Genomic DNA, 20149 nt, shown 5'->3' on the forward strand with positions numbered 1-20149 from the left:
CTCTCCCGAATCGGAAAACATTGCGTTAGCACATTATTGCCAGCGAGAAATCTCAATCAGCTCGCCGCCGGGTGGAATATCGTCCTCATCGTGCGTGACCAGCACCACCGGAATATTGCGCGCGCGGACGGCGTCAAACACCCATGCCCGAAATGAGGCCCGCAACGCTTTATCGAGGCGGCTGAACGGTTCATCCAGCAGCAGCGCCTGCGGCTCCGCGAGCAGGGCCCGCAGCAGGCTGACCCGTGCGCGCTCCCCGCCGGAAAGGGTGGCCGGATCGCTGGCGTAATGGTCGCTCAGCCCGGCGGAATCCAGCGCCTGCGCGACCGCTTCCCGCCGCGCGCTGCCGGCGATCCGCTCAGGCAGCGCCAGCAGCAAATTTTGCCCGACGCTGAACTGGTCGAACAGCAGCGCGTCCTGAAAGAGAATACCCAGCCCGCGGGACTCCACGGGAAGACCGTCGCAGCGACGCGCGTCGAGCCACAGTTCGCCCCGCGCCTGGAAATCGTCTGACAGCGCGCCGATCATCCAGGCAAAAAGGGTCGATTTGCCGCTGCCGGACGGCCCCATCAGGGTGACGATCTCCCCCCGGGGCACGCAAAAACTAACCTCGCGGAAAAGCGGTTCGATGGTAAGATCTTTTACCTTCAGCATTAACGTAACCCTTGTCGGTAGCGGCCCACGAGCCGGGATAGCAGGGCGGCAAGACCAAACACCGTGCCCGTGACCAGCAGTAATCCCAGCGCCCGGTTAGCAAGAATCGGGATGCTGCCCCCGCTGCTCAGCGCCACGGTTTCGGTGGTCAGCGTGGCGAAACGCCCCGCGCCCAGCCACAGCGTCGGCATGTATTGCGCCATGCTGACGGAAAAGCCGGTGGCAAAGGCCAGTAGCGCAGGGCGCACCAGCAGGGGGCATTTCACCAGGCAGAAGACTTTGGCCCGTCGCCAGCCGAGGGTTCTGGCGGTGAGGAGCAGACGGGGATCGATCCGGCGCCAGGCGGGTTGCAGCACCAGCAGCGTCCACGGCAAGACCCACAGGAGGTGGCTCCAGAGCACGGCGGCGTAGTGCCCGTCGATGCCCAGGTGCAACGCAATCGCATACTGGCCGGTGACGAGCGGGAGGGCCGGAAGGGCGAGCGGTAACCATACCCACAGCGCGCCGCGCTGCGGACCCCATTCCAGCCAGAGTAAGCCGACGACCAGGGCAATCAGGGCTGAAAGCAGACCGAATGACACGCTGGTTCCCACCGGGCCAACGTCTTCCCGTTGCGCCAGCATCAGCAGCACCGCGGCGCACAGCACGCCGCAGGTGGGCAGGAACCCGCTCAGTGCTCGCTCAGGCAGGGCGAGTTGAGACCGGGGACGCGTTCCGGAGAAGTTCGCAAGCGTGCGAACCCATGCCTTCCAGATACCGTATCCCAGAGCGGCAAGCGCGGCCAGCAGCAGAAGGAGAATCAGGCACAGCAGCGTCCCTTTTGCCTGCTGTTGCGCGTCGCCCTGGCTCAGCCACTGCCAGGCCAGCACGGCCAGGGTAGGCGGGTTGCCCGGCCCGAGAACGATCGCCACATCGACGACCGACAGCGACCACGCCAGCACCGCCAGCATTACTGCCCCGAGGACAGGGGCGATAGCCGGAAGGATCAGCCAGCTGAGCGTCTGAAAACGCCCGTAGCCGAACGTCTGCAGGACGATTTTCTGCTGCGCGAGCCGTTTTTCCGGCAGCACGGCATAAATGGCCCACAGGACAAACGCGCTCTCTTTGACCGCGAGCGTCAGCCCCAGCCCGGCGCCGTAGCGGTCAAACGGTGGGGAACAGACGGTGCAGACCTGATAAAACAGACCGCCCTCGGCAAACAGCAGTAATGCGCCGGTGGCGAACGCCACATGGGGGATCGCCAGCAGCCACGGCAGGCGGGTTGTGAGACGTCGCCAGCGTTTCCCGGGCCAGACAAGGCTGACGAGGAGAAGGGCAATCAGCAACGCCCCCAGCGTGGCGATGAGCGTTGAGACCAGCGTGGCAATGGTTGCCTGAGGCAACTGCGGATCGTTCAGCAGCCGCTGCCAGTTTGTCACCGAAAACGCCGGGGCAAGCAGCATGGCGCCGGCGGGCAGGAGCGGCAGATAAATCACCGCCATCGCCAGCCAGACAAGCCTGCTCAGCGGGTGCCGTAACGACGCAGCCATTCCTGCTCCAGCGCATTTACCCAGGCGGACTGGGGCTCTGCAAGCACCTTCGGCAGCCCCTGCGGCGTGTGGGCCAGCAGCTGTCTGGCTTCATCTTCAGGCAGCGTTGTGGCATCCAGCACGCTCGGATCGCCCCAGATGACCGGGTCAGCTTTGCGGATCTGCGCCTGCGGTGAAAGCAGGAAATTGGCGACCACTTTCGCCCCTGCGCTGGCGCTGGCATTGGCCGGAATCGCCACAAAATGGACGTTGCCAATCGTTCCGCCGTGGAAACCAAAGCTGTAGCTGTCGGCGGGCAGTTCGCCGCTCGCCACTTTTTGCTGCGCATGTGCGGGGTTAAAGGTCAGGGACAGGTTAAGGCTGCCGCTGGCAAGCAGGGCATCCATTCGTGCAGGAGAAGGGGGGAAATCTTTCCCTTCGCGCCACAGCAGCGGGTGGAGTTTGTCCAGATAATCCCAGAGCGGCGCCGTCACCTCGGCAAAGGTGCTATCGGGGGCCTTTTGCAGCGCGTCCGGGTGAGCGGTCAGCGTCAGCAGCAACTGCTCAAGAAATGCCGTGCCGGTAAAATCTGGCGGGCGAGGATAGCTGATCTTGCCCGGATGCTGCTGCGCGTAAGCCAGCAGCGCCTGAGGATCCACAGGCGGCGTCGGCATGCTGGCCTTGCGGGCGATAAAGGTCAGCTGCGCGCTGCCCCACGGCGATTCCGCGCCGTCTGTGGGAATCGCAAAATCCTCCGTAACCGGTTTGCGGGTATCGACATAGCGCCAGTTGGGTAACGTCTGCGCCCATCCGGTCTGCAGCAGGTTTGCCTCTTTCAGCGTGCGGAAGTTCTCGCCGTTAACCCACAGCAGGTCGACGGAGCCGCTGGTCTTACGCCCCGCGGCGGCTTCGGTCTGAATACGTTTTACCGCGTCGGCGGCATCCGCCAGCGGGACAATTTTAAGGGTAATGGCATAGTGCGTTTGCATCTCACCGCTGACCCACTCCAGATAGCGGTTGACCGCCGGATCGCCGCCCCAGGCGTTAAACCAGACGGTCTGGCCTTTAGCCTGTTGCTGAATGGCCTGCCAGCCGTCGGCGGCAAATAGGGGGGCTGCCAGCAGCAGACCGGTCAGAAACGTGCAAAAACGCACACGGCGCATAATGCCTCACTTTTTAGCAGACGGGAGAAAACGGGAAAACAGCTGGCGGGTGACCAGCGGTAATAACCCCAGTAGTGTAAAGGCGAATACCATGCCCGGCGACAAAATATCGCGCAGCGAGGTCACTTTTCCCAGCTCGCGCCCGGCGTTCAGAAAGATAATCGTGGCGGGCAGCATGGCGACCTGGCTCACCCACCAGTAGCGAAATACCCCAATCCGGGTTAGCCCCATCAGCAAATTCACCAGAAAAAACGGGAACAGCGGCATCAGGCGCAGGGCAAAAAGAAAGTTCGCGCCGTCGCGTGCCATGCCGGTATTCACCGTACCCATCTGTCGGGCAAACCGCCGTTGCACCCAGTCGCGCAAAAGATAGCGGCTGGCGAGCATCGCCAGCGTGGCCCCAAGCGTGGAGGCAAAGGAGACCAGCACGGTGCCTTCCCACAGGCTAAACAACGTCCCGCCCAGCAGGGTCAGGATCGCCGCGCCGGGGATCGAGAGGGCGGAGACCGCCACATAGACCGCAAAGAAGATCAGCGCGCTGCGCAGCGGCGCGTGGTCGACATAGGAGAGTAATGCCTGCTGGTGCGTTTTAATCCCTTCCAGGGAGAGGATTCCCGGGGGAAGCATGACAAACGTCAACATAAATGCGCCCAGAAGGGCGCACAGGAAGAGTGTTTTTGGAATGTTCACGCGTCATTACAGCTTGAATTTAGCCCACACTGGCGCGTGGTCAGACGGTTTTTCCATGCTGCGGATGTCGTAGTCGATCCCGGTTTCGATGCAGCGCTCGGCCAGCGGTGTACTGGCGAGCAGAAGATCGATACGCAGGCCGCGGTTGTCGTCAAAGCCTTTAGAGCGATAGTCAAACCAGGAGAAGCGATCCTGCGTTTCCGGGTTGGCATTGCGGAAGGTATCCACCAGGCCCCAGCCCAGCAGGCGCTCCATCCACTCACGCTCTTCCGGCAGGAAGGAGCATTTGCCGGTGCGCAGCCAGCGTTTGCGGTTCTCTTCGCCAATACCGATATCGAGATCCGTCGGGCTGATATTCATGTCGCCCATGATCAGCACCGGATTCTCTTTTTTGAGTTCGGTGGTCAGGTAGTCCTGCAGATCCTGATAAAACTTCGCTTTCGCCGGGAATTTGGTTTCATGGTCACGGCTCTCACCCTGCGGGAAATAGCCGTTGATGACCGTGATATTACCGATCGCAGAAGGGACTTCCGCCATGATAATACGACGCTGCGCTTCTTCACCGTCGCCCGGGAAGCCGCGACGCACGGAAACCGGCGGCGCTTTGGTGAGCAGCGCGACGCCATAGTGACCTTTCTGGCCGTGATAAAAGACGTTGTAGCCGAGTTTCGCCACCTCTTCGAGGGGGAACATGTCGTCGTGAACCTTTGTCTCCTGCAGGCCGATCACATCTGGCTGATGTTGCTCAACGATAGCTTCAAGCTGATGAGGGCGGGCACGCAGGCCGTTGATATTAAAAGAGACAAATTTCATAGTCGCTGCCAGTGCAAGGTGAATAGTGCAAGGATGGTAGCAGAATTTGCGTCAACTGTTACCGGCTTCGACCAATAACTGCAACAGATAATGCCGGTGGTGCAATATTTGCACCATTCTGACGCGCTTCGCCCCCAAACAGGGCGTAAATGGCCGATAAATTTCGCGAGCGATCACAATTCCAGAATTATATTTGGCCTGTGCATACTCTTTCTGATTTTCATGCGGCAAAGCGCCGCTTGTCGTAAAAATATTCACTTTTTATGCATTAATAGTGAATAACTCCATATTGTAACTCATTGATATTCTGTTACATCAACCCGTTTATGCATTTTTATCGCTGGCTGGCACGAAGGCTGCAATCTACATTCACAGTGCAAACACTCAATTATTTAACATTCAAATAACCTTTTATTTACCGGATGAGGTCGCTATGTCTCTGTCAATTACGCGTGAAAATTTCGATGAATGGATGATGCCGGTTTACGCTCCGGCGGCTTTTATTCCGGTTCGTGGGGAAGGCTCGCGCCTGTGGGATCAGCAGGGTAAAGAGTATATCGACTTTGCAGGTGGGATTGCGGTGAACGCGCTGGGTCATGCGCACCCGGCGCTGCGTCAGGCGCTGAACGATCAGGCGGCGAAGTTCTGGCATACCGGCAACGGCTTCACCAACGAGCCCGCGCTGCGCCTGGCCAAAAAACTGATCGACGCGACGTTTGCGGAGAAGGTCTTTTTCTGTAACTCGGGGGCGGAAGCCAACGAGGCGGCGCTGAAGCTGGCGCGCAAATATGCGCACGATAAATTTGGAACCCACAAGAGCGGTATCGTGGCGTTCAAAAATGCCTTCCACGGACGCACGCTCTTTACCGTCAGCGCAGGCGGGCAGCCCTCCTACTCGCAGGATTTCGCACCGCTGCCGCCGGATATCCGTCACGGTATTTATAACGATTTGCAGTCTGCCAGCGAGCTGATTAACGACACCACCTGTGCGGTGATCGTCGAGCCGATGCAGGGTGAGGGTGGCGTGCTTCCGGCGAAAAAGGAATTCCTGCAGGGGCTGCGCGAGCTGTGCGATCGTCACAACGCGGTGCTGATTTTCGACGAAGTGCAGACCGGCGTGGGCCGCACCGGCGAGCTGTATGCCTATATGCACTACGGCGTGACGCCGGACGTGCTGTCGACCGCCAAAGCGCTGGGCGGCGGCTTCCCGATTGGCGCGACGCTGACCACTGATAAATTCGCCAGCGTGATGACCGTCGGCACCCACGGCACCACCTACGGCGGCAACCCGCTGGCCACCGCCGTCGCCGGACAGGTGCTCGACATCATTAACACCCCTGAGGTGCTGAAGGGCGTTAAGCAGCGCCACGACTGGTTTGTTGAGCGCCTGAATGCCATCAACAGCAAGGTTGGCCTGTTTAAAGAAATTCGCGGCCTGGGGCTGTTAATTGGCTGTGAGCTCACCGCTGAGTTTGCCGGAAAAGCTAAACTTATTTCACAGGAAGCGGCAAAAGTGGGCGTGATGGTGCTGATTGCCGGTGCTAACGTCGTGCGTTTTGCTCCCGCGCTGATTGTCAGCGAGGAAGAGGTGCAAACCGGTTTGGACCGCTTTGCGCTGGCGTGTGAAAAAGTGAAATCCGGGGTGTCATCATGATGGTCATCCGTCCCGTTGAGCGCGGCGATCTCGCCGGGCTCATGCAGCTTGCCGGTAAGACGGGAGGCGGGCTGACCTCGCTTCCTGCCGATGAAAAAACGCTGTCGGCGCGCATTGAGCGCGCCCTGCAAACCTGGCAGGGGACGTTGCCAAAAAGCGAACAGGGGTATGTGTTCGTGCTGGAAGACACCGATACGGGCACCGTGGCCGGGATCTGCGCCATTGAAGTGGCCGTCGGGCTGAACGACCCGTGGTACAACTACCGCGTGGGTACCATGGTTCACGCCTCGAAAGAGCTGAACGTCTATAACGCACTGCCCACGCTGTTTCTCTGCAATGACCACACGGGCGCCAGCGAGCTTTGCACGCTGTTCCTCGATCCGGCGTGGCGCAAAGAGGGCAACGGCTATCTGCTCTCCAAATCGCGCTTTATGTTTATGGCCGCCTTCCGCGATCGCTTTAACGAAAAAGTGGTCGCGGAGATGCGCGGCGTAATCGACGACACCGGCTACTCACCGTTCTGGGAGAGCCTGGGAGAGCGTTTCTTCTCGATGGAGTTCAGCCGGGCAGACTATCTTTGCGGCACCGGTCAGAAGGCCTTTATTGCCGAACTGATGCCGAAGCATCCTATCTATACCCATTTCCTCAGCCCGGAAGCGCAGGCGGTGATCGGCGAAGTGCATCCGCAAACTGCACCCGCCCGCGCGGTGCTGGAGAAAGAAGGCTTCCGCTACCGCAACTATGTCGACATCTTTGACGGAGGGCCTACGCTTGAGTGCGATATCGACCGCGTGCGCGCGATCCGTAAGAGCCGGCTGGTTGAGGTCTCTGAAGGCCAGCCCGCGCCGGGCGACTGGCCGGCGTGCCTGGTGGCGAACGAAAATTATGCCAACTTCCGCGCCATGCTGGTGCGGACCAACCCGAAATGTGAACGTCTGGTGCTGACGGCTGCAGAACTGGATGCCCTGAAATGTAACGCCGGCGATAAGGTTCGCCTGGTGCGTCTCTGCCCTGAGGAGAAAACAGCATGACATTATGGATTAACGGTGACTGGGTCACGGGCGAAGGCGAACAGCGCGTAAAGACCAATCCGGTAGGAAAAGAGGCGCTCTGGAAGGGGAATGACGCCAGCGCTGCGCAGGTGGAAAAAGCCTGCCATGCCGCTCGCCGCGCGTTTCCGGCGTGGGCAAAACAGCCTTTCGCGGTGCGCCAGGAAATTGTTGAAAAGTTTGCCGGGCTGCTGGAGGCAAACAAGGCCGAGTTGACGCGCATCATCGCGTCAGAAACCAGTAAACCGCGCTGGGAAGCGGCAACCGAAGTGACGGCGATGATCAACAAAATCGCCATTTCGGTGAAGGCATACCACACCCGTACCGGCGAACAGCACACCGAGATGCCGGACGGCGCGGCCACGCTGCGCCACCGTCCGCACGGCGTGCTGGCGGTTTTTGGGCCGTACAACTTCCCGGGGCATCTGCCGAATGGCCACATTGTGCCCGCGCTGCTGGCGGGCAATACCGTCATCTTTAAACCGAGCGAGCTCACGCCCTTCACCGGCGAGGCGGTGGTTAAGCTGTGGGAACAGGCTGGCCTGCCGCCGGGCGTGCTGAACCTGGTGCAGGGCGGACGTGAAACCGGCCAGGCGCTGAGCGCGCTGAGCGATATCGACGGCCTGCTGTTTACCGGCAGCGCCGGGACGGGCTATCAGCTGCATCGCCAGCTGGCGGGGCAGCCGGAAAAAATTCTGGCGCTGGAGATGGGGGGCAACAACCCGCTGATTGTGGAAGACCCGGATGATATTGACGCCGCGGTGCACCTGACGATTCAGTCCGCCTTTATTACCGCCGGACAGCGCTGCACCTGCGCCCGTCGCCTGCTGGTGAAAAGAGGCGCGCAGGGTGATGCTTTCCTGAAGCGTCTGGTAGAGGTAAGCGCGCGCCTGGTGCCAGCCGAGTGGGATGCCGATCCGCAGCCGTTTATCGGTGGACTGATTTCCGAACAGGCCGCGCTGAACGTGCTGAAGGCCTGGCAGGACCACGTCGCGCGCGGCGCGAAAACCTTGCTCGAACCGAAGCAGGTTCAGCCGGGTACCTCGCTGCTGACGCCGGGCATCGTTGAGATGAGCGGCGCGAGCAACGTGCCGGATGAAGAGGTCTTTGGCCCGCTGCTGTGCGTCTGGCGCTATGACGATTTCGATGCGGCGATTGCGATGGCGAATAACACCCGCTACGGCCTGTCGAATGGGCTGATTTCGCCGCATCGCGAGAAGTTTGAACAACTGCTGCTGGAAGCGCGCGCCGGGATTGTGAACTGGAATAAACCGCTGACCGGGGCCGCAAGCACCGCGCCGTTTGGCGGCGTGGGCGCATCGGGCAACCATCGCGCCAGCGCGTGGTATGCCGCCGATTACTGTGCCTGGCCGATGGCGAGCCTGGAAACCCCGGCGCTGACGCTGCCGGAGACGCTTAATCCGGGGCTGGACTTTACCGGAGGGGATCGTCATGAAAGCGCGTGAAGTCAACTTTGACGGGCTGGTGGGGCTGACCCACCACTACGCCGGTCTCTCTTTTGGTAATGAAGCCTCCACGAAGCACCGTTTTCAGGTTTCCAACCCGAAGCTGGCGGCGAAGCAGGGGCTGCTTAAGATGAAAGCGCTGGCGGATGCCGGTTTCCCGCAGGCGGTGATCCCGCCGCAGGAGCGTCCGAACGTGGCGGTGCTGCGTCAGCTCGGCTTTAGCGGTACCGATGAGCAGGTGGTCGAAAAAGCGGGGACGCAGACGCCGCACCTGCTCTCGGCGGCAAGCTCGGCCTCTTCGATGTGGGTCGCCAACGCGGCAACCGTCGCGCCGTCAGCCGATACGCTGGATGGCAAAGTCCATCTGACGGTGGCGAACCTGAATAACAAGTTCCACCGCGCCACCGAAGCGGAAACCACCGAGCGCGTGCTGCGCGCCATTTTCAACCAGGACGCCCATTTCGCGGTGCATCAGGCCTTGCCGCAGGTGGCGATGTTTGGCGACGAAGGCGCGGCCAACCATAACCGCCTGGGGGGCGATTATGGCGAGCCGGGTCTGCAGCTGTTTATTTACGGGCGCGAAGAGGGGGGCCACGCCGCGCCAACCCGTTATCCTGCACGTCAGACGCTGGCGGCGAGCCAGGCCGTTGCCCGCCTGAACCAGGTCAATCCTTCCCAGGTGATTTTCGCCCAGCAGAACCCGCATGTGATCGACCAGGGCGTGTTCCACAACGACGTGATTGCCGTTTCCAACCGCCAGGTGCTGTTCTGTCACGAGCAGGCGTTCGCCCATCAGGAAAAGCTGCTCGCCACGCTGCATGAGCGCGTACGCGGCTTTACGCCCATTCAGGTGCCAACGGCGGCGGTAAGCGTGCAGGACGCGGTTGAAACGTATCTGTTCAATAGCCAACTGCTGAGCCGCGATGACGGCAGCATGATGCTGGTTCTGCCGCAGGAGTCCCGGGATCATCAGGGCGTGTGGCGCTACCTGACCGAACTGGTGAAGGCCGATAACCCGATTGACGAACTGCGCGTGTTTGACCTGCGTGAAAGTATGGCCAACGGCGGTGGTCCCGCCTGTTTACGTCTGCGCGTGGTCTTGACTCAGGACGAAATGCAGGCGGTTAATCCGGCGGTCATGATGAACGATACGCTCTTTACGCGCCTGAATGACTGGGTCGATCGCTACTATCGCGACCGGCTAACGCAGGCCGATCTGGTTGACCCGCAGCTTCTGCGTGAAGGACGCGAGGCGCTGGACGCGTTGTCGACAATCCTGCAACTGGGATCGGTTTATCCGTTCCAGCGCTAAAGGAGTGGATATGGAAAATTTACTGGCGCTGACCCTGGCCGATGAAACGCCGGAACAGAAAGAGGGGGACGGTCCCTCATTTCGCTGGCGGTGGCTGGGGCGCGGAGTGCTTGAGCTGACGCCGACAGCAAAAAGCGATCTGTCGCTGCTGCTTTCAACGGGCATTCACGGGAATGAAACGGCACCGGTTGAGATTGTCGATCTGCTGCTGCGCGCGCTGTATCGCAATGAGATTGCCCTGACGTGCCGCGTGCTGGTGGTGCTCGGCAATCCGCCTGCGCTGGCGGAAAACAAACGGTATCTGGTGAGCGACATTAACCGCATGTTCGGCGGCCGCTGGTCGCAGTTTCCGCAGAGTGACGAAACGGCGCGGGCAGCGTGGCTGGAGAACGTCGTGACCGCGTTTTTTGCCGATGCGGGACCGGCGCGCTGGCATCTGGATCTGCATACGGCCATCCGCGCGTCCTACCATGTTCGCTTCGGCGTGCTGCCGCAGCGCAATCAGCCGTGGGAGGAAGATTTTTTGAGCTGGCTGGGAGACGCCGGGCTGGAGGCGCTGGTGTTTCACCAGTCGCCGGGCGGAACCTTTACGCACTTCACCTGTGAGCACTTTGGTGCGTTGTCCTGTACGCTGGAGCTGGGGAAAGCGCTGCCGTTTGGGCAAAACGATCTCTCTCGCTTTGCACCCACGCATCTCGCCCTGCGGGCGCTGCTGGGAGGAAAGGCTCCCGAGCCTACGCATCAGCCCGTCGAGCGGTACCGGGTCGTACAGCAGATCACGCGCCGCAGCGATGCCTTCCTGCTCCATATGGCCGCGCATACCCTGAACTTCACGCCGTTCCGCAAAGGGGCGCTGCTGGCCGAGGATGGCGAGGAGCGTTATGAGGTGCAGAAAACCACCGAGTATGTTTTATTTCCTAATCCCACCGTGGCGTTTGGCCTGCGTGCCGGACTGATGCTGGAAAAAATATCCTGACCCTTTCCCCTCTCTTCATCCGGGAGGGGAAGTAAAATACCCTTTCTTAGCAATTAAAGCGCCTGTGCGTGTTTTGCGGAATATTCCTGGTGAATTGCTTTATTATTCACCTTTACTCCGTTATACTTTTGCTAAATCGCTTTAAAATCATCGCATTGAATATTTTTTGTTGCAACTCTCCACGCTTTATCCTTATTTCCTCCACATTTGGCGAAAATTTGTTTTTTACACTTTCATTGTTTTACCGTTGCTCTGACTAATTGACGATAAACCCCGTAAAGTTAATCTCGTCAACACGGCATAGCGCCGAAGAATAACTGAAAGAAAGGAAATAAATTATGCGTAAGTTTACTGCACTGTTTGTTGCTTCTACCCTGGCTCTGGGCGCTACCAGCATGGCGTTCGCCGCAGATACTGCGACCACAACCGCTGCCGCGCCTGCTGAAGGCAAAATGATGATGCATCATAAAGGCCCGGGTATGCACAACGAGATGATGATGTTTAAGGATCTCAACCTGACGGATGCGCAGAAACAGCAGATCCGCGATATCCGGAAAAGCGAACGCGACCAGATGAAACGTCCGCCGCTGGAAGAGCGTCGTGCCATGCATGACATCATCGCCAGCGACAGCTTCGACAAGGCAAAAGCCGAAGCGCAGATCGACAAAATGGCCGAGCAGCACAAAGCCCGCATGCTGGCTCACCTGGAAACCCAGAACAAGATCTACAACATTCTGACCCCGGAACAGAAAAAACAATTTAATGCGAATTTTGAGAAGCGTCTGACAGAACGTCCGGCGATGGAAGGTAAAATGCCAGCACCAACCGAATAATCGGTTCACTCTCTTAAGACCGCCGGGATCCTGTCCACAAAAGCGAAAACGCTGTGGACAGGACCGGCGGTTTTTCTTTCCTGCCCTCTTGTCTGCCGCCGCCAGCGCGGTATGCTCCTGTAGTCGCATCAGAGAATGTTTGTAGAGTCATGGCGTTAGCATTTTTATTAACGTTCCGCTAAGGCCTGCCCGCTCTGCTGCCGATACTGTGTCTGTGAATACCTAACGATAACAAACAAGACAGCAACGATAGCAATATCCTTGCCCTGGCACGGGTTGTGCCATTCAGGAGTGGTGATGGAGTTCTTTGATATCCGTAAAATGCCGGTCAGCCTGTGGCGCAATGGTGCGGGTGAAACGCGTGAGATTTGTTGTTTCCCTCCCGCGACGCGTGATTTTCACTGGCGTGCCAGTATCGCGACTATCGCCAGCAACGGCGAATTCTCCTCTTTCCCCGGCGTCGATCGGGTGATTACCTTGCTGGAAGGTGGGGAGGTGACGCTGGATGCCGGTCAGGCGTTCTTCCATACCCTGAAGCACCATCAGCCCTATAGTTTTGCCGGCGACCTGCCGGTGAAAGCGCTGCTGTCCGATGGGCGGATGGCGATGGACTTCAACATCATGACCCGTCGCGACTGCTGCCGGGCGAAGGTGCGCGTGGCTGACCGTACCTTTACCACCTTTGGCACACGCGGGGGCGTGGTGTTTGTGTTAAGCGGGGCGTGGCAACTGGGTGATAAATTGCTGACGGCCGATCAGGGCGCCAGCTGGGAGGAAGGTACCCATACGCTGCGTCTGCTGGAGGCTCAGGGTACCTTATTGTTCAGCGAAATCACGTGGCTGCCAGGCCATTGAGTTCAATGATCTCAAACTTACCGGCCAGCACAGGTTTACAGAGAATTTTGTAGCCATCGTGGTCAAATCCGGCGGGCGTGCGCAGCAGGGTTGCCGCGTCGTTGATATCGTCTACAGCGCCCAGCCAGAGCCAGTTATTGACGATGTGGTACTGGGTCATCGCGTCACCCACTTCTTTGAGCGCAACGGCGCTTTCCCAGGGCCAGCACTTCACGCTGATGGCCCCCAGACCGGAGAGGAGCCGTGCGTGGTGCGCCTCAACGCTCTCTTTGCCACAGCAGGCACCGGCACAGCGCTTCAGCGCGGATCGAAAACAGGCGCGTCCGCGCGTGGTCGCCTCCAGGCCCAAAAGGCTGTAGCAAAGCTGGAGCTCGTCCGCCAGCGTCTGCAGCGCCTGAAGTGCGGCACGTTTATTGGCGAACAGTCCGTAGAGATTCGGGGCATGAGAAAAATCGACGTCGCGCGCGTAGACGACCTGTGGCTTGCCTTCGTTGATCTGCAGGGAGCAGAGCTGACGGTTGCGGCGCAGGCGCTTGTTGAAAAGCGGCTGTTGTTCTTTTATCAACCGCGCCTCCAGCAACAGCGCGCCCATTTCTCCCGCCGTCTGGAACCAGGTAATGCGTCGCGACTGGCGCAGCATGGCGGCCTCGTCCGGCGTACGCAGATGGGATAATACCCGACTGCGAATGTTAACGCTCTTGCCGATGTAGAGCGGCAGGGTGTCGCTTTCGCCGTGAAAGATGTACACGCCCGGCTGTTTAGGCAATGCTTCAAGCCAGGGGCGAAGGTGCTCGGGATATTCGTAGATAGCCGCCGCTTCAAACTCAAGACGCGGGGCGGATTGACGCCTGCTCACATACTGCTCCATATACTGTTCAGGTATACAGTGTAGCAGGAGTGTGGTGGTTAAAAAAGAGCCGGGTGGCGGCGACGCCTTACCCGGCCAGGACGTGCGGCCTGATGCCCTCACCCCAACCCTCTCCCACGGGAGAGGGCGCAAACACAAAAAACGGTAACCTTGGTTACCGTTTTGCCTTTATTTCCAGAAGTCGTCAAACACCGTAATCGGTGGGCGACGCTTGTGCTCGGTTTTCAGATACCAGCCTTCGATGATCTTCGCGGTGCCTTCATCCAGCTTTTTGCCTTCCAGATAATCATCAATGTTGTCGTAGGTGACGCCAAGGGCCGCTTCATCCGGCAGGGAAGGGCGATCGTCTTCAAGGTCAGCTGTCGGTGCTTTCTTATACAGATGCTCAGGGCAGCCCAGCGCGGCAAGCAGTTGCTTGCCCTGACGCTTGTTCAGGCGGAAGATCGGGTTAATGTCGGTGCCGCCGTCGCCATATTTGGTGAAGAAGCCGGTGATCGCTTCGGCCGCATGGTCGGTGCCGACCACGACGCCTTTGGTCATCCCGGCGATGCTGTACTGCGCTTTCATGCGCTCGCGTGCCTTTTCATTGCCGCGAACGAAATCGCTTAACTCAATGCCCGCCTCGCGTAACGCCTGCTCGCTTGCCAGCACCGAGCCTTTAATATTCACGGTCAGTACGCGGTCAGGCTGAATGAAGGCAATGGCGTCCTGGCAATCCTGCTCGTCTGCCTGTACGCCGTAAGGAAGGCGCACAGCGATAAACTGCAGCGTCTCATCGCCCGTCTCTTCGCGAAGCTCTGAAATTGCCATCTGGCAAAGCTTGCCGGTCAGCGTTGAATCCTGGCCGCCGCTGATGCCCAGCACCAGAGATTTCAGGAAAGAGTTCTTCTTTAAATACGCTTTTAAAAAATCCACGCTGCGGCGGATCTCTTCATGTGCATCTACCGCAGGCTTCGCGCCCAGCGCCTGGATAATCTCTTGTTGCAGAGTCATCACGCTCTCCATAAACAGAATGTGTTAACTGTTAAAACTAACCCTTTGGGCGAGAAACGACAAGGATCACAGTTTCGAGTGCGCTATTTTGCGCCGATTTAGCAGCTTATCGTTGTTTTATTAGAATTTTCCGAAATTCGTCTGGCGTAACGCACAAAGTTGAACAATAGTACTTTTTATCCCATGCTTAGATAACACGCTGATAAACAAGAGGACGGAATATGAACAAGAACGTAGCAGGAATTCTTAGCGCAGCGGCGGTACTGACTATGCTGGCAGGGTGTACGGCTTACGATCGCACCAAGGATCAGTTTACGCAGCCCGTAGTAAAAGACGTTAAAAAGGGGATGACCCGTTCGCAGGTGGCTGCGATTGCCGGTAAACCTTCTTCTGAAGTCACCATGATTCATGCGAAAGGGACCTGCCAGACCTATATCCTGGGTCAACGTGATGGTAAGGCAGAAACCTACTTTGTCGCCCTGGATGATACCGGTCATGTGATCAACTCCGGCTATCAGACCTGTGCTGAATACGACACCGATCCGCAGGCACCTAAGGCGTAGTCACCCTGCTTGCCTGAGGATGTTAACAAACCGGCCCCGGGGCCGGTTTTTTTATGCATCAGAAAATCTTATTTCTTTTCGCGAATTATTTACCCGAAATGTGAGGGTAGTCAACAAGCCAGGTCAATGAGAGACAATTCTAGTCTATCCAGAATTATCCCCTGTCTGTACCATTGCGTATACTCACTCCAACGATAAACAACAGTACGCAAACTACCTGTCTGCCGGGACAGCGAGTCGAGTGATAGCGCGATGGCAGGTAGTCATACAAGAGGGAAATCACGATGGAAAAGAAACATATCTACCTGTTCTGCTCAGCGGGCATGTCAACCTCGCTTCTGGTCTCAAAGATGCGTGCGCAGGCTGAAAAGTATGAAGTCCCTGTGGTGATCGAAGCGTTCCCAGAGACGCTGGCGGGCGAAAAAGGTCAGACAGCCGATGTTGTTTTACTGGGACCGCAAATTGCCTATATGTTGCCCGAAATTCAACGACTGTTACCTAATAAACCGGTCGAAGTGATCGACTCGGGGCTGTACGGCAAAATTGATGGTTTAGGTGTTCTTAAAGCTGCTGTGGCAGCCATTAAAAAAGCTGCTAATTAATTTTTATTTTTCCCGTCAAAGAGTTATTTCACACACAATACGCCGTAACATGCGTTACGGCATTTAAGGGTATTTTCCTATGAGTAAAGTCATCGCTTCACTTGAAAAGGTACTCCTTCCTTTTGCTGTTAAAATAGGAAAGCAGCCTCACGTTAATGCCATCAAAAACGGCTTTATTAAATTAATGCCGTTGACGCTGGCCGGGGCCATGTTCGTTTTAATTAACAACGTTTTTCTGAGCTTTGGTGAAGGTTCCTTCTTTTATTCATTAGGAATTCGGTTAGACGCTTCCACTATTGAAACCCTTAATGGTTTTAAAGCCATCGGCGGCAACGTCTATAACGGTACGTTGGGAATTATGTCGCTGATGGCGCCTTTCTTTATTGGGATGGCACTGGCAGAAGAGCGTAAGGTCGATCCGCTGGCCGCCGGGTTATTATCCGTCGCCGCCTTTATGACCGTCACGCCTTACAGCGTGGGTGAAGCCTATGCCGTTGGCGCCAACTGGCTGGGTGGGGCTAACATCATCTCCGGTATTGTTATCGGCCTGGTGGTGGCAGAGATGTTCACCTTTATCATCCGTCGAAACTGGGTGATTCGCCTGCCGGATAGCGTACCGGCTTCTGTATCCCGTTCATTTTCCGCGTTGATTCCAGGCTTCATTATTCTCTCCATCATGGGGATTATTGCCTGGGCGCTCTCTCACTGGGGCACAAACTTCCACCAGATCATCATGGACTCTATCTCTACGCCGCTGGCGTCGATGGGTGGCGTGGTCGGTTGGGCGTATGTGATTTTCACCTCTCTGCTGTGGTTCTTTGGCGTGCATGGTTCACTGGCACTGGCTGCGCTGGACAGCGGAATTATGACCCCATGGGCACTGGAAAACGTTGCACTTTATCAGCAGTACGGCTCCGTTGACGCGGCGCTGGCAGCGGGTAAAACCTTCCATGTGTGGGCGAAGCCGATGCTTGACTCCTATATCTTCCTGGGCGGTACCGGGGCGACCTTGGGTCTGATCATCGCGGTCTTTATTGTCTCTCGTCGTGCTGATTACCGTCAGGTCGCGAAGCTGGCGCTGCCATCAGGCATCTTCCAGATTAACGAACCGATCCTGTTCGGTCTGCCAATCATCATGAACCCGGTCATGTTCATTCCGTTCATCCTGATTCAGCCGCTGCTGGCCGCTATCACCCTGACGGCGTACTACATGGGCATCATTCCACCGGTTACCAACATTGCACCGTGGACCATGCCGGCGGGTCTGGGCGCCTTCTTCAACACCAACGGCAGCGTCGCGGCCTTCCTGCTGGCGATATTCAACCTCGGGATTGCCACCCTGCTGTACATGCCATTCGTGGCGATTGCGAACAAAGCCGCCACCATCATTGATGAAGAAGAGAGCGAAGAGGATATTGCCCTCTCACTGAAATTCTAAGATTGACGGCGCGGGGAAACCCGCGCCAGCCACAAGGAGCTTAAAGATGTTAGATTTGGATAGTATTGTCGCAGACGACGCCGCCGAGAACGATCTGGAAGAAGTGGTGATGGGGCTTATCATCAACTCTGGGCAGGCCCGCAGCCTGGCCTATGCCGCACTGAAGCAGGCCAAGCAGGGGGATTTCGCCGCGGCAAAAACCATGATGGAACAGTCCCGCACGGCGCTGAACGAAGCGCACCTGGTGCAGACAAAGCTGATTGAAAGCGATCAGGGCGAAGGGAAGATGAAGGTCAGCCTGGTGCTGGTTCACGCGCAGGATCACCTGATGACCTCGATGCTGGCACGTGAGCTGGTGGCGGAGCTCATTGAGCTTCACGAGAAGATGCAGTAAGTCAGACTGAGTAGCAGGAGGTCAGCACGATGGAAATTAAAACCGCACTTGAACAGCAGCTGTTTAATGGCAAAAATTTTCACGTGGTTATCTACAACAAGACGGAGAGCGCCAGTGGTCTGCATCAGCATGACTACTACGAGTTCACGATTGTTCTGACCGGTCGCTACTATCAGGAGATCAACGGTAAGCGCGTCCTGCTTGAACGAGGGGATTTCGTCTTCCTGCCGATGGGGTCTTATCACCAGAGCTTTTACGAATTTGGTGCCACCCGCATTCTGAATGTGGGCGTCAGCAGACGTTTCTTCGAGAAGCACTATCTGCCGCTGGTGCCGTTCTGCTTTGTGGCCTCTCAGGTCTATCGGGTCAAAAACGAGTTCATGACCTGGATTGAAACGGTGATCGCCTCGCTTAACTTCCGCGACAATGAATTTGATGAGTTTATTGAAACGGTGACCTTCTACGTGATGAACCGGCTGCGTCATCATCGTGAAGAGCAGCAGGTGACGGATGATATTCCGCAATGGCTACGCAGCACCGTTGAGCTGATGCACGACAAAGGCCAGTTCAGCGAAAATGCGCTGGAAAATATGGTCTCCCTGTCGGGCAAATCCCAGGAATATCTGACCCGTGCGACGCAGCGTTATTATCGTAAAACGCCCGTGCAAATTATTAATGAAATCCGCATTAATTTTGCTAAAAAACAGCTGGAAATTACCAACTATTCTGTCACCGATATTGCTTACGAGTCAGGATACAGCAGTCCCAGCCTGTTTATTAAAACCTTTAAGAAATTGACGTCATTCACACCGAACAGTTACCGGAAAAATTTGACGGTAATTAATTAACTTTCGGCGGATTACCCGCCACGAATATTGCTTTAATGGCTTGCCCAAATAGCGGGAAGAGCACGCTATACCTTGCAGGCGATTAACCTGATACGCTAAGGAAGATATTATGCAGAAGAAATTAAAAGTCGTAACCATTGGTGGCGGCAGCAGCTACACCCCGGAATTACTTGAAGGTTTCCTGAAACGTTATCATGAATTACCGGTCAGCGAATTATGGCTGGTGGACGTTGAGGAAGGTCAGGAGAAGCTGAATATTATTTTCGACCTGTGCAAGCGCATGGTGGAAAAAGCGGGCGTGCCTCTGACCGTGCATAAAACCCTCGATCGTCGTCTGGCGCTGAAAGATGCGGATTTCGTCACCACCCAGCTGCGCGTCGGCCAGCTGAAGGCACGTGAGCTGGACGAGCGTATTCCGCTGAGCCACGGGTATCTGGGGCAGGAGACTAACGGCGCGGGCGGCCTGTTTAAAGGCCTGCGTACTATCCCGGTCATTTTCGACATCGTCAAAGACGTACAGGAAATCTGCCCGAACGCGTGGGTCATTAACTTCACCAACCCGGCCGGCATGGTCACTGAAGCGGTCTATCGTCATACCGGCTTCAAACGTTTTATCGGCGTCTGCAACATTCCGATCGGCATGAAGATGTTTATCCGCGACGTGCTGGCGCTGACCGACAGCGACGATCTCTCCATCGATCTGTTTGGCCTGAACCACATGGTATTTATTAAAGATGTCATCGTGAACGGAAAATCGCGCTTTGCCGAGCTCCTCGACGGCGTAGCCTCCGGTCGTCTGACGGCGGCATCGGTGAAAAACATCTTTGACCTGCCGTTCAGCGAAGGGCTGATCCGCTCGCTGAATCTGCTGCCTTGCTCGTACCTGCTTTACTACTTCAAGCAGAAAGAGATGCTGGCCATCGAAATGGGCGAGTATTATAAGGGCGGCGCGCGTGCGCAGATCGTTCAGAAGGTTGAGAAGCAGCTGTTCGATTTGTATAAAGACCCGAACCTGAACGTCAAACCGAAAGAGCTGGAGCAGCGCGGCGGGGCCTACTACTCCGATGCGGCGTGTGAAGTGATCAACGCCATCTACAACGACAAGCAGGCGGAGCACTATGTCAACGTGCCGCACCACGGCCATGTCGACAATATTCCGGCTGACTGGGCCGTCGAAATGACCTGCATCCTGGGACGCGAGGGGGCTAAACCGCATCCTCGTATCACCCACTTCGATGACAAGGTCATGGGGCTGATCCACACCATCAAAGGCTTTGAAGTGGCGGCAAGCAACGCGGCGCTGAGCGGTGAGCTCAATGACGTGCTGCTGGCCCTGAACCTCAGCCCGCTGGTGCATTCTGACCGCGACGCGGAGCAACTGGCCAGCGAGATGATCCTGGCGCATGAAAAATGGTTGCCGAACTTTGCCGCCACGATCGAGAAGCTGAAGTTCAAACAGCAATAAGAGGA

At 57.2% G+C, this 20149-nt stretch carries 20 protein-coding genes; 13 read left to right on the forward strand and 7 right to left on the reverse strand.

What is annotated here, in order from left to right; all coding sequences use genetic code 11:
- Positions 1–33 precede the first annotated feature (33 nt).
- From ACMGGU_RS07055 to xthA, 5 genes are read right to left on the reverse strand one after another with little or no spacing between them, the layout of a single operon-like run.
- Positions 34–654, reverse strand: a complete 621-nt coding sequence (locus ACMGGU_RS07055) for an ATP-binding cassette domain-containing protein (RefSeq protein WP_395299127.1) — start codon at positions 652–654, stop codon at positions 34–36.
- Positions 654–2183 carry a thiamine ABC transporter permease gene (locus ACMGGU_RS07060; protein WP_395299128.1) on the reverse strand — a complete coding sequence of 510 codons (1530 nt, stop codon included), beginning with the start codon at positions 2181–2183 and terminating at the stop codon, positions 654–656. The genes ACMGGU_RS07055 and ACMGGU_RS07060 overlap by 1 nt, the downstream gene beginning before the upstream one ends.
- Complete coding sequence (locus tag ACMGGU_RS07065; protein WP_420300960.1) at positions 2156–3316, reverse strand: ABC transporter substrate-binding protein; 1161 nt, start codon at positions 3314–3316, stop codon at positions 2156–2158. The genes ACMGGU_RS07060 and ACMGGU_RS07065 overlap by 28 nt, the downstream gene beginning before the upstream one ends.
- Before the next feature lie 15 nt (positions 3317–3331).
- Positions 3332–4015 carry a TVP38/TMEM64 family protein gene (locus ACMGGU_RS07070; RefSeq protein ID WP_395299129.1) on the reverse strand — a complete coding sequence of 228 codons (684 nt, stop codon included), beginning with the start codon at positions 4013–4015 and terminating at the stop codon, positions 3332–3334.
- A 6-nt stretch (positions 4016–4021) separates the two neighbouring features.
- Positions 4022–4828, reverse strand: a complete 807-nt coding sequence (xthA, locus tag ACMGGU_RS07075) for an exodeoxyribonuclease III (RefSeq protein WP_032667291.1) — start codon at positions 4826–4828, stop codon at positions 4022–4024.
- A 433-nt stretch (positions 4829–5261) separates the two neighbouring features.
- On the opposite strand from xthA, the gene astC reads away from it, so the two are divergent.
- The 7 genes from astC to ves all read left to right on the forward strand — a co-directional run bounded on the left by astC (position 5262) and on the right by ves (position 12973).
- A complete protein-coding gene (gene astC / locus ACMGGU_RS07080) occupies positions 5262–6482 on the forward strand; it encodes an aspartate aminotransferase family protein (RefSeq protein ID WP_032674580.1) in 1221 nt (406 codons plus the stop codon).
- Positions 6479–7513 carry an arginine N-succinyltransferase gene (astA, locus tag ACMGGU_RS07085; RefSeq protein ID WP_008500686.1) on the forward strand — a complete coding sequence of 345 codons (1035 nt, stop codon included), beginning with the start codon at positions 6479–6481 and terminating at the stop codon, positions 7511–7513. The genes astC and astA overlap by 4 nt, the downstream gene beginning before the upstream one ends.
- Positions 7510–8997 carry a succinylglutamate-semialdehyde dehydrogenase gene (gene astD / locus ACMGGU_RS07090; protein ID WP_252077292.1) on the forward strand — a complete coding sequence of 496 codons (1488 nt, stop codon included), beginning with the start codon at positions 7510–7512 and terminating at the stop codon, positions 8995–8997. The genes astA and astD overlap by 4 nt, the downstream gene beginning before the upstream one ends.
- Positions 8984–10309, forward strand: coding sequence for an N-succinylarginine dihydrolase (astB, locus tag ACMGGU_RS07095; protein ID WP_111966877.1), 1326 nt, complete (start codon positions 8984–8986; stop codon positions 10307–10309). Before astD ends, astB begins: the two co-directional genes overlap by 14 nt.
- A gap of 10 nt (positions 10310–10319) precedes the next feature.
- Positions 10320–11285, forward strand: coding sequence for a succinylglutamate desuccinylase (gene astE, locus ACMGGU_RS07100; RefSeq protein WP_048222625.1), 966 nt, complete (start codon positions 10320–10322; stop codon positions 11283–11285).
- 338 nt (positions 11286–11623) lie between these two features.
- Positions 11624–12118: an ATP-independent periplasmic protein-refolding chaperone Spy gene (spy, locus tag ACMGGU_RS07105; RefSeq protein WP_008500682.1), complete on the forward strand. Its 495-nt coding sequence runs from the start codon at positions 11624–11626 to the stop codon at positions 12116–12118.
- Between the two features lie 297 nt (positions 12119–12415).
- The gene (gene ves, locus ACMGGU_RS07110) at positions 12416–12973 is read left to right on the forward strand and encodes an environmental stress-induced protein Ves (protein WP_021241069.1); all 558 of its coding nucleotides are present in this window, start codon (positions 12416–12418) and stop codon (positions 12971–12973) included.
- Here the strand turns inward: ves and cho are convergent.
- Both cho and nadE read right to left on the reverse strand, forming a co-directional pair.
- Positions 12951–13829 (reverse strand): excinuclease Cho, encoded by an 879-nt coding sequence (cho, locus tag ACMGGU_RS07115; RefSeq protein WP_045910612.1) that lies wholly within the window; start codon positions 13827–13829, stop codon positions 12951–12953. The genes ves and cho overlap by 23 nt on opposite strands.
- Before the next feature lie 180 nt (positions 13830–14009).
- Complete coding sequence (gene nadE / locus ACMGGU_RS07120) at positions 14010–14834, reverse strand: ammonia-dependent NAD(+) synthetase (RefSeq protein ID WP_032651538.1); 825 nt, start codon at positions 14832–14834, stop codon at positions 14010–14012.
- A 221-nt stretch (positions 14835–15055) separates the two neighbouring features.
- Between nadE and osmE the strand changes: the two genes are divergently transcribed.
- The 6 genes from osmE to ACMGGU_RS07150 all read left to right on the forward strand — a co-directional run bounded on the left by osmE (position 15056) and on the right by ACMGGU_RS07150 (position 20144).
- Positions 15056–15397, forward strand: coding sequence for an osmotically-inducible lipoprotein OsmE (gene osmE, locus ACMGGU_RS07125; RefSeq protein ID WP_008500677.1), 342 nt, complete (start codon positions 15056–15058; stop codon positions 15395–15397).
- A gap of 284 nt (positions 15398–15681) precedes the next feature.
- Entirely contained in the window at positions 15682–15999 is a 318-nt protein-coding gene (gene chbB, locus ACMGGU_RS07130; RefSeq protein WP_008500676.1) for a PTS N,N'-diacetylchitobiose transporter subunit IIB, read from the forward strand.
- Positions 16000–16078: 79 nt separating this feature from the next.
- Positions 16079–17437, forward strand: a complete 1359-nt coding sequence (gene chbC / locus ACMGGU_RS07135) for a PTS N,N'-diacetylchitobiose transporter subunit IIC (protein ID WP_023311283.1) — start codon at positions 16079–16081, stop codon at positions 17435–17437.
- 46 nt (positions 17438–17483) lie between these two features.
- Positions 17484–17831 (forward strand): PTS N,N'-diacetylchitobiose transporter subunit IIA, encoded by a 348-nt coding sequence (gene chbA / locus ACMGGU_RS07140; RefSeq protein ID WP_032639846.1) that lies wholly within the window; start codon positions 17484–17486, stop codon positions 17829–17831.
- A gap of 29 nt (positions 17832–17860) precedes the next feature.
- Positions 17861–18679 carry a transcriptional regulator ChbR gene (chbR, locus tag ACMGGU_RS07145; RefSeq protein WP_029740446.1) on the forward strand — a complete coding sequence of 273 codons (819 nt, stop codon included), beginning with the start codon at positions 17861–17863 and terminating at the stop codon, positions 18677–18679.
- A gap of 109 nt (positions 18680–18788) precedes the next feature.
- On the forward strand, positions 18789–20144 hold the full coding sequence (locus tag ACMGGU_RS07150; RefSeq protein WP_045910256.1) for a 6-phospho-beta-glucosidase: 1356 nt from the start codon (positions 18789–18791) through the stop codon (positions 20142–20144).
- Positions 20145–20149: the final 5 nt, after the last annotated feature.

The organism is Enterobacter sp. BNK-8 (assembly GCF_048685095.1).
GTDB classification, from domain to species: Bacteria; Pseudomonadota; Gammaproteobacteria; order Enterobacterales; family Enterobacteriaceae; genus Enterobacter; species Enterobacter quasiroggenkampii.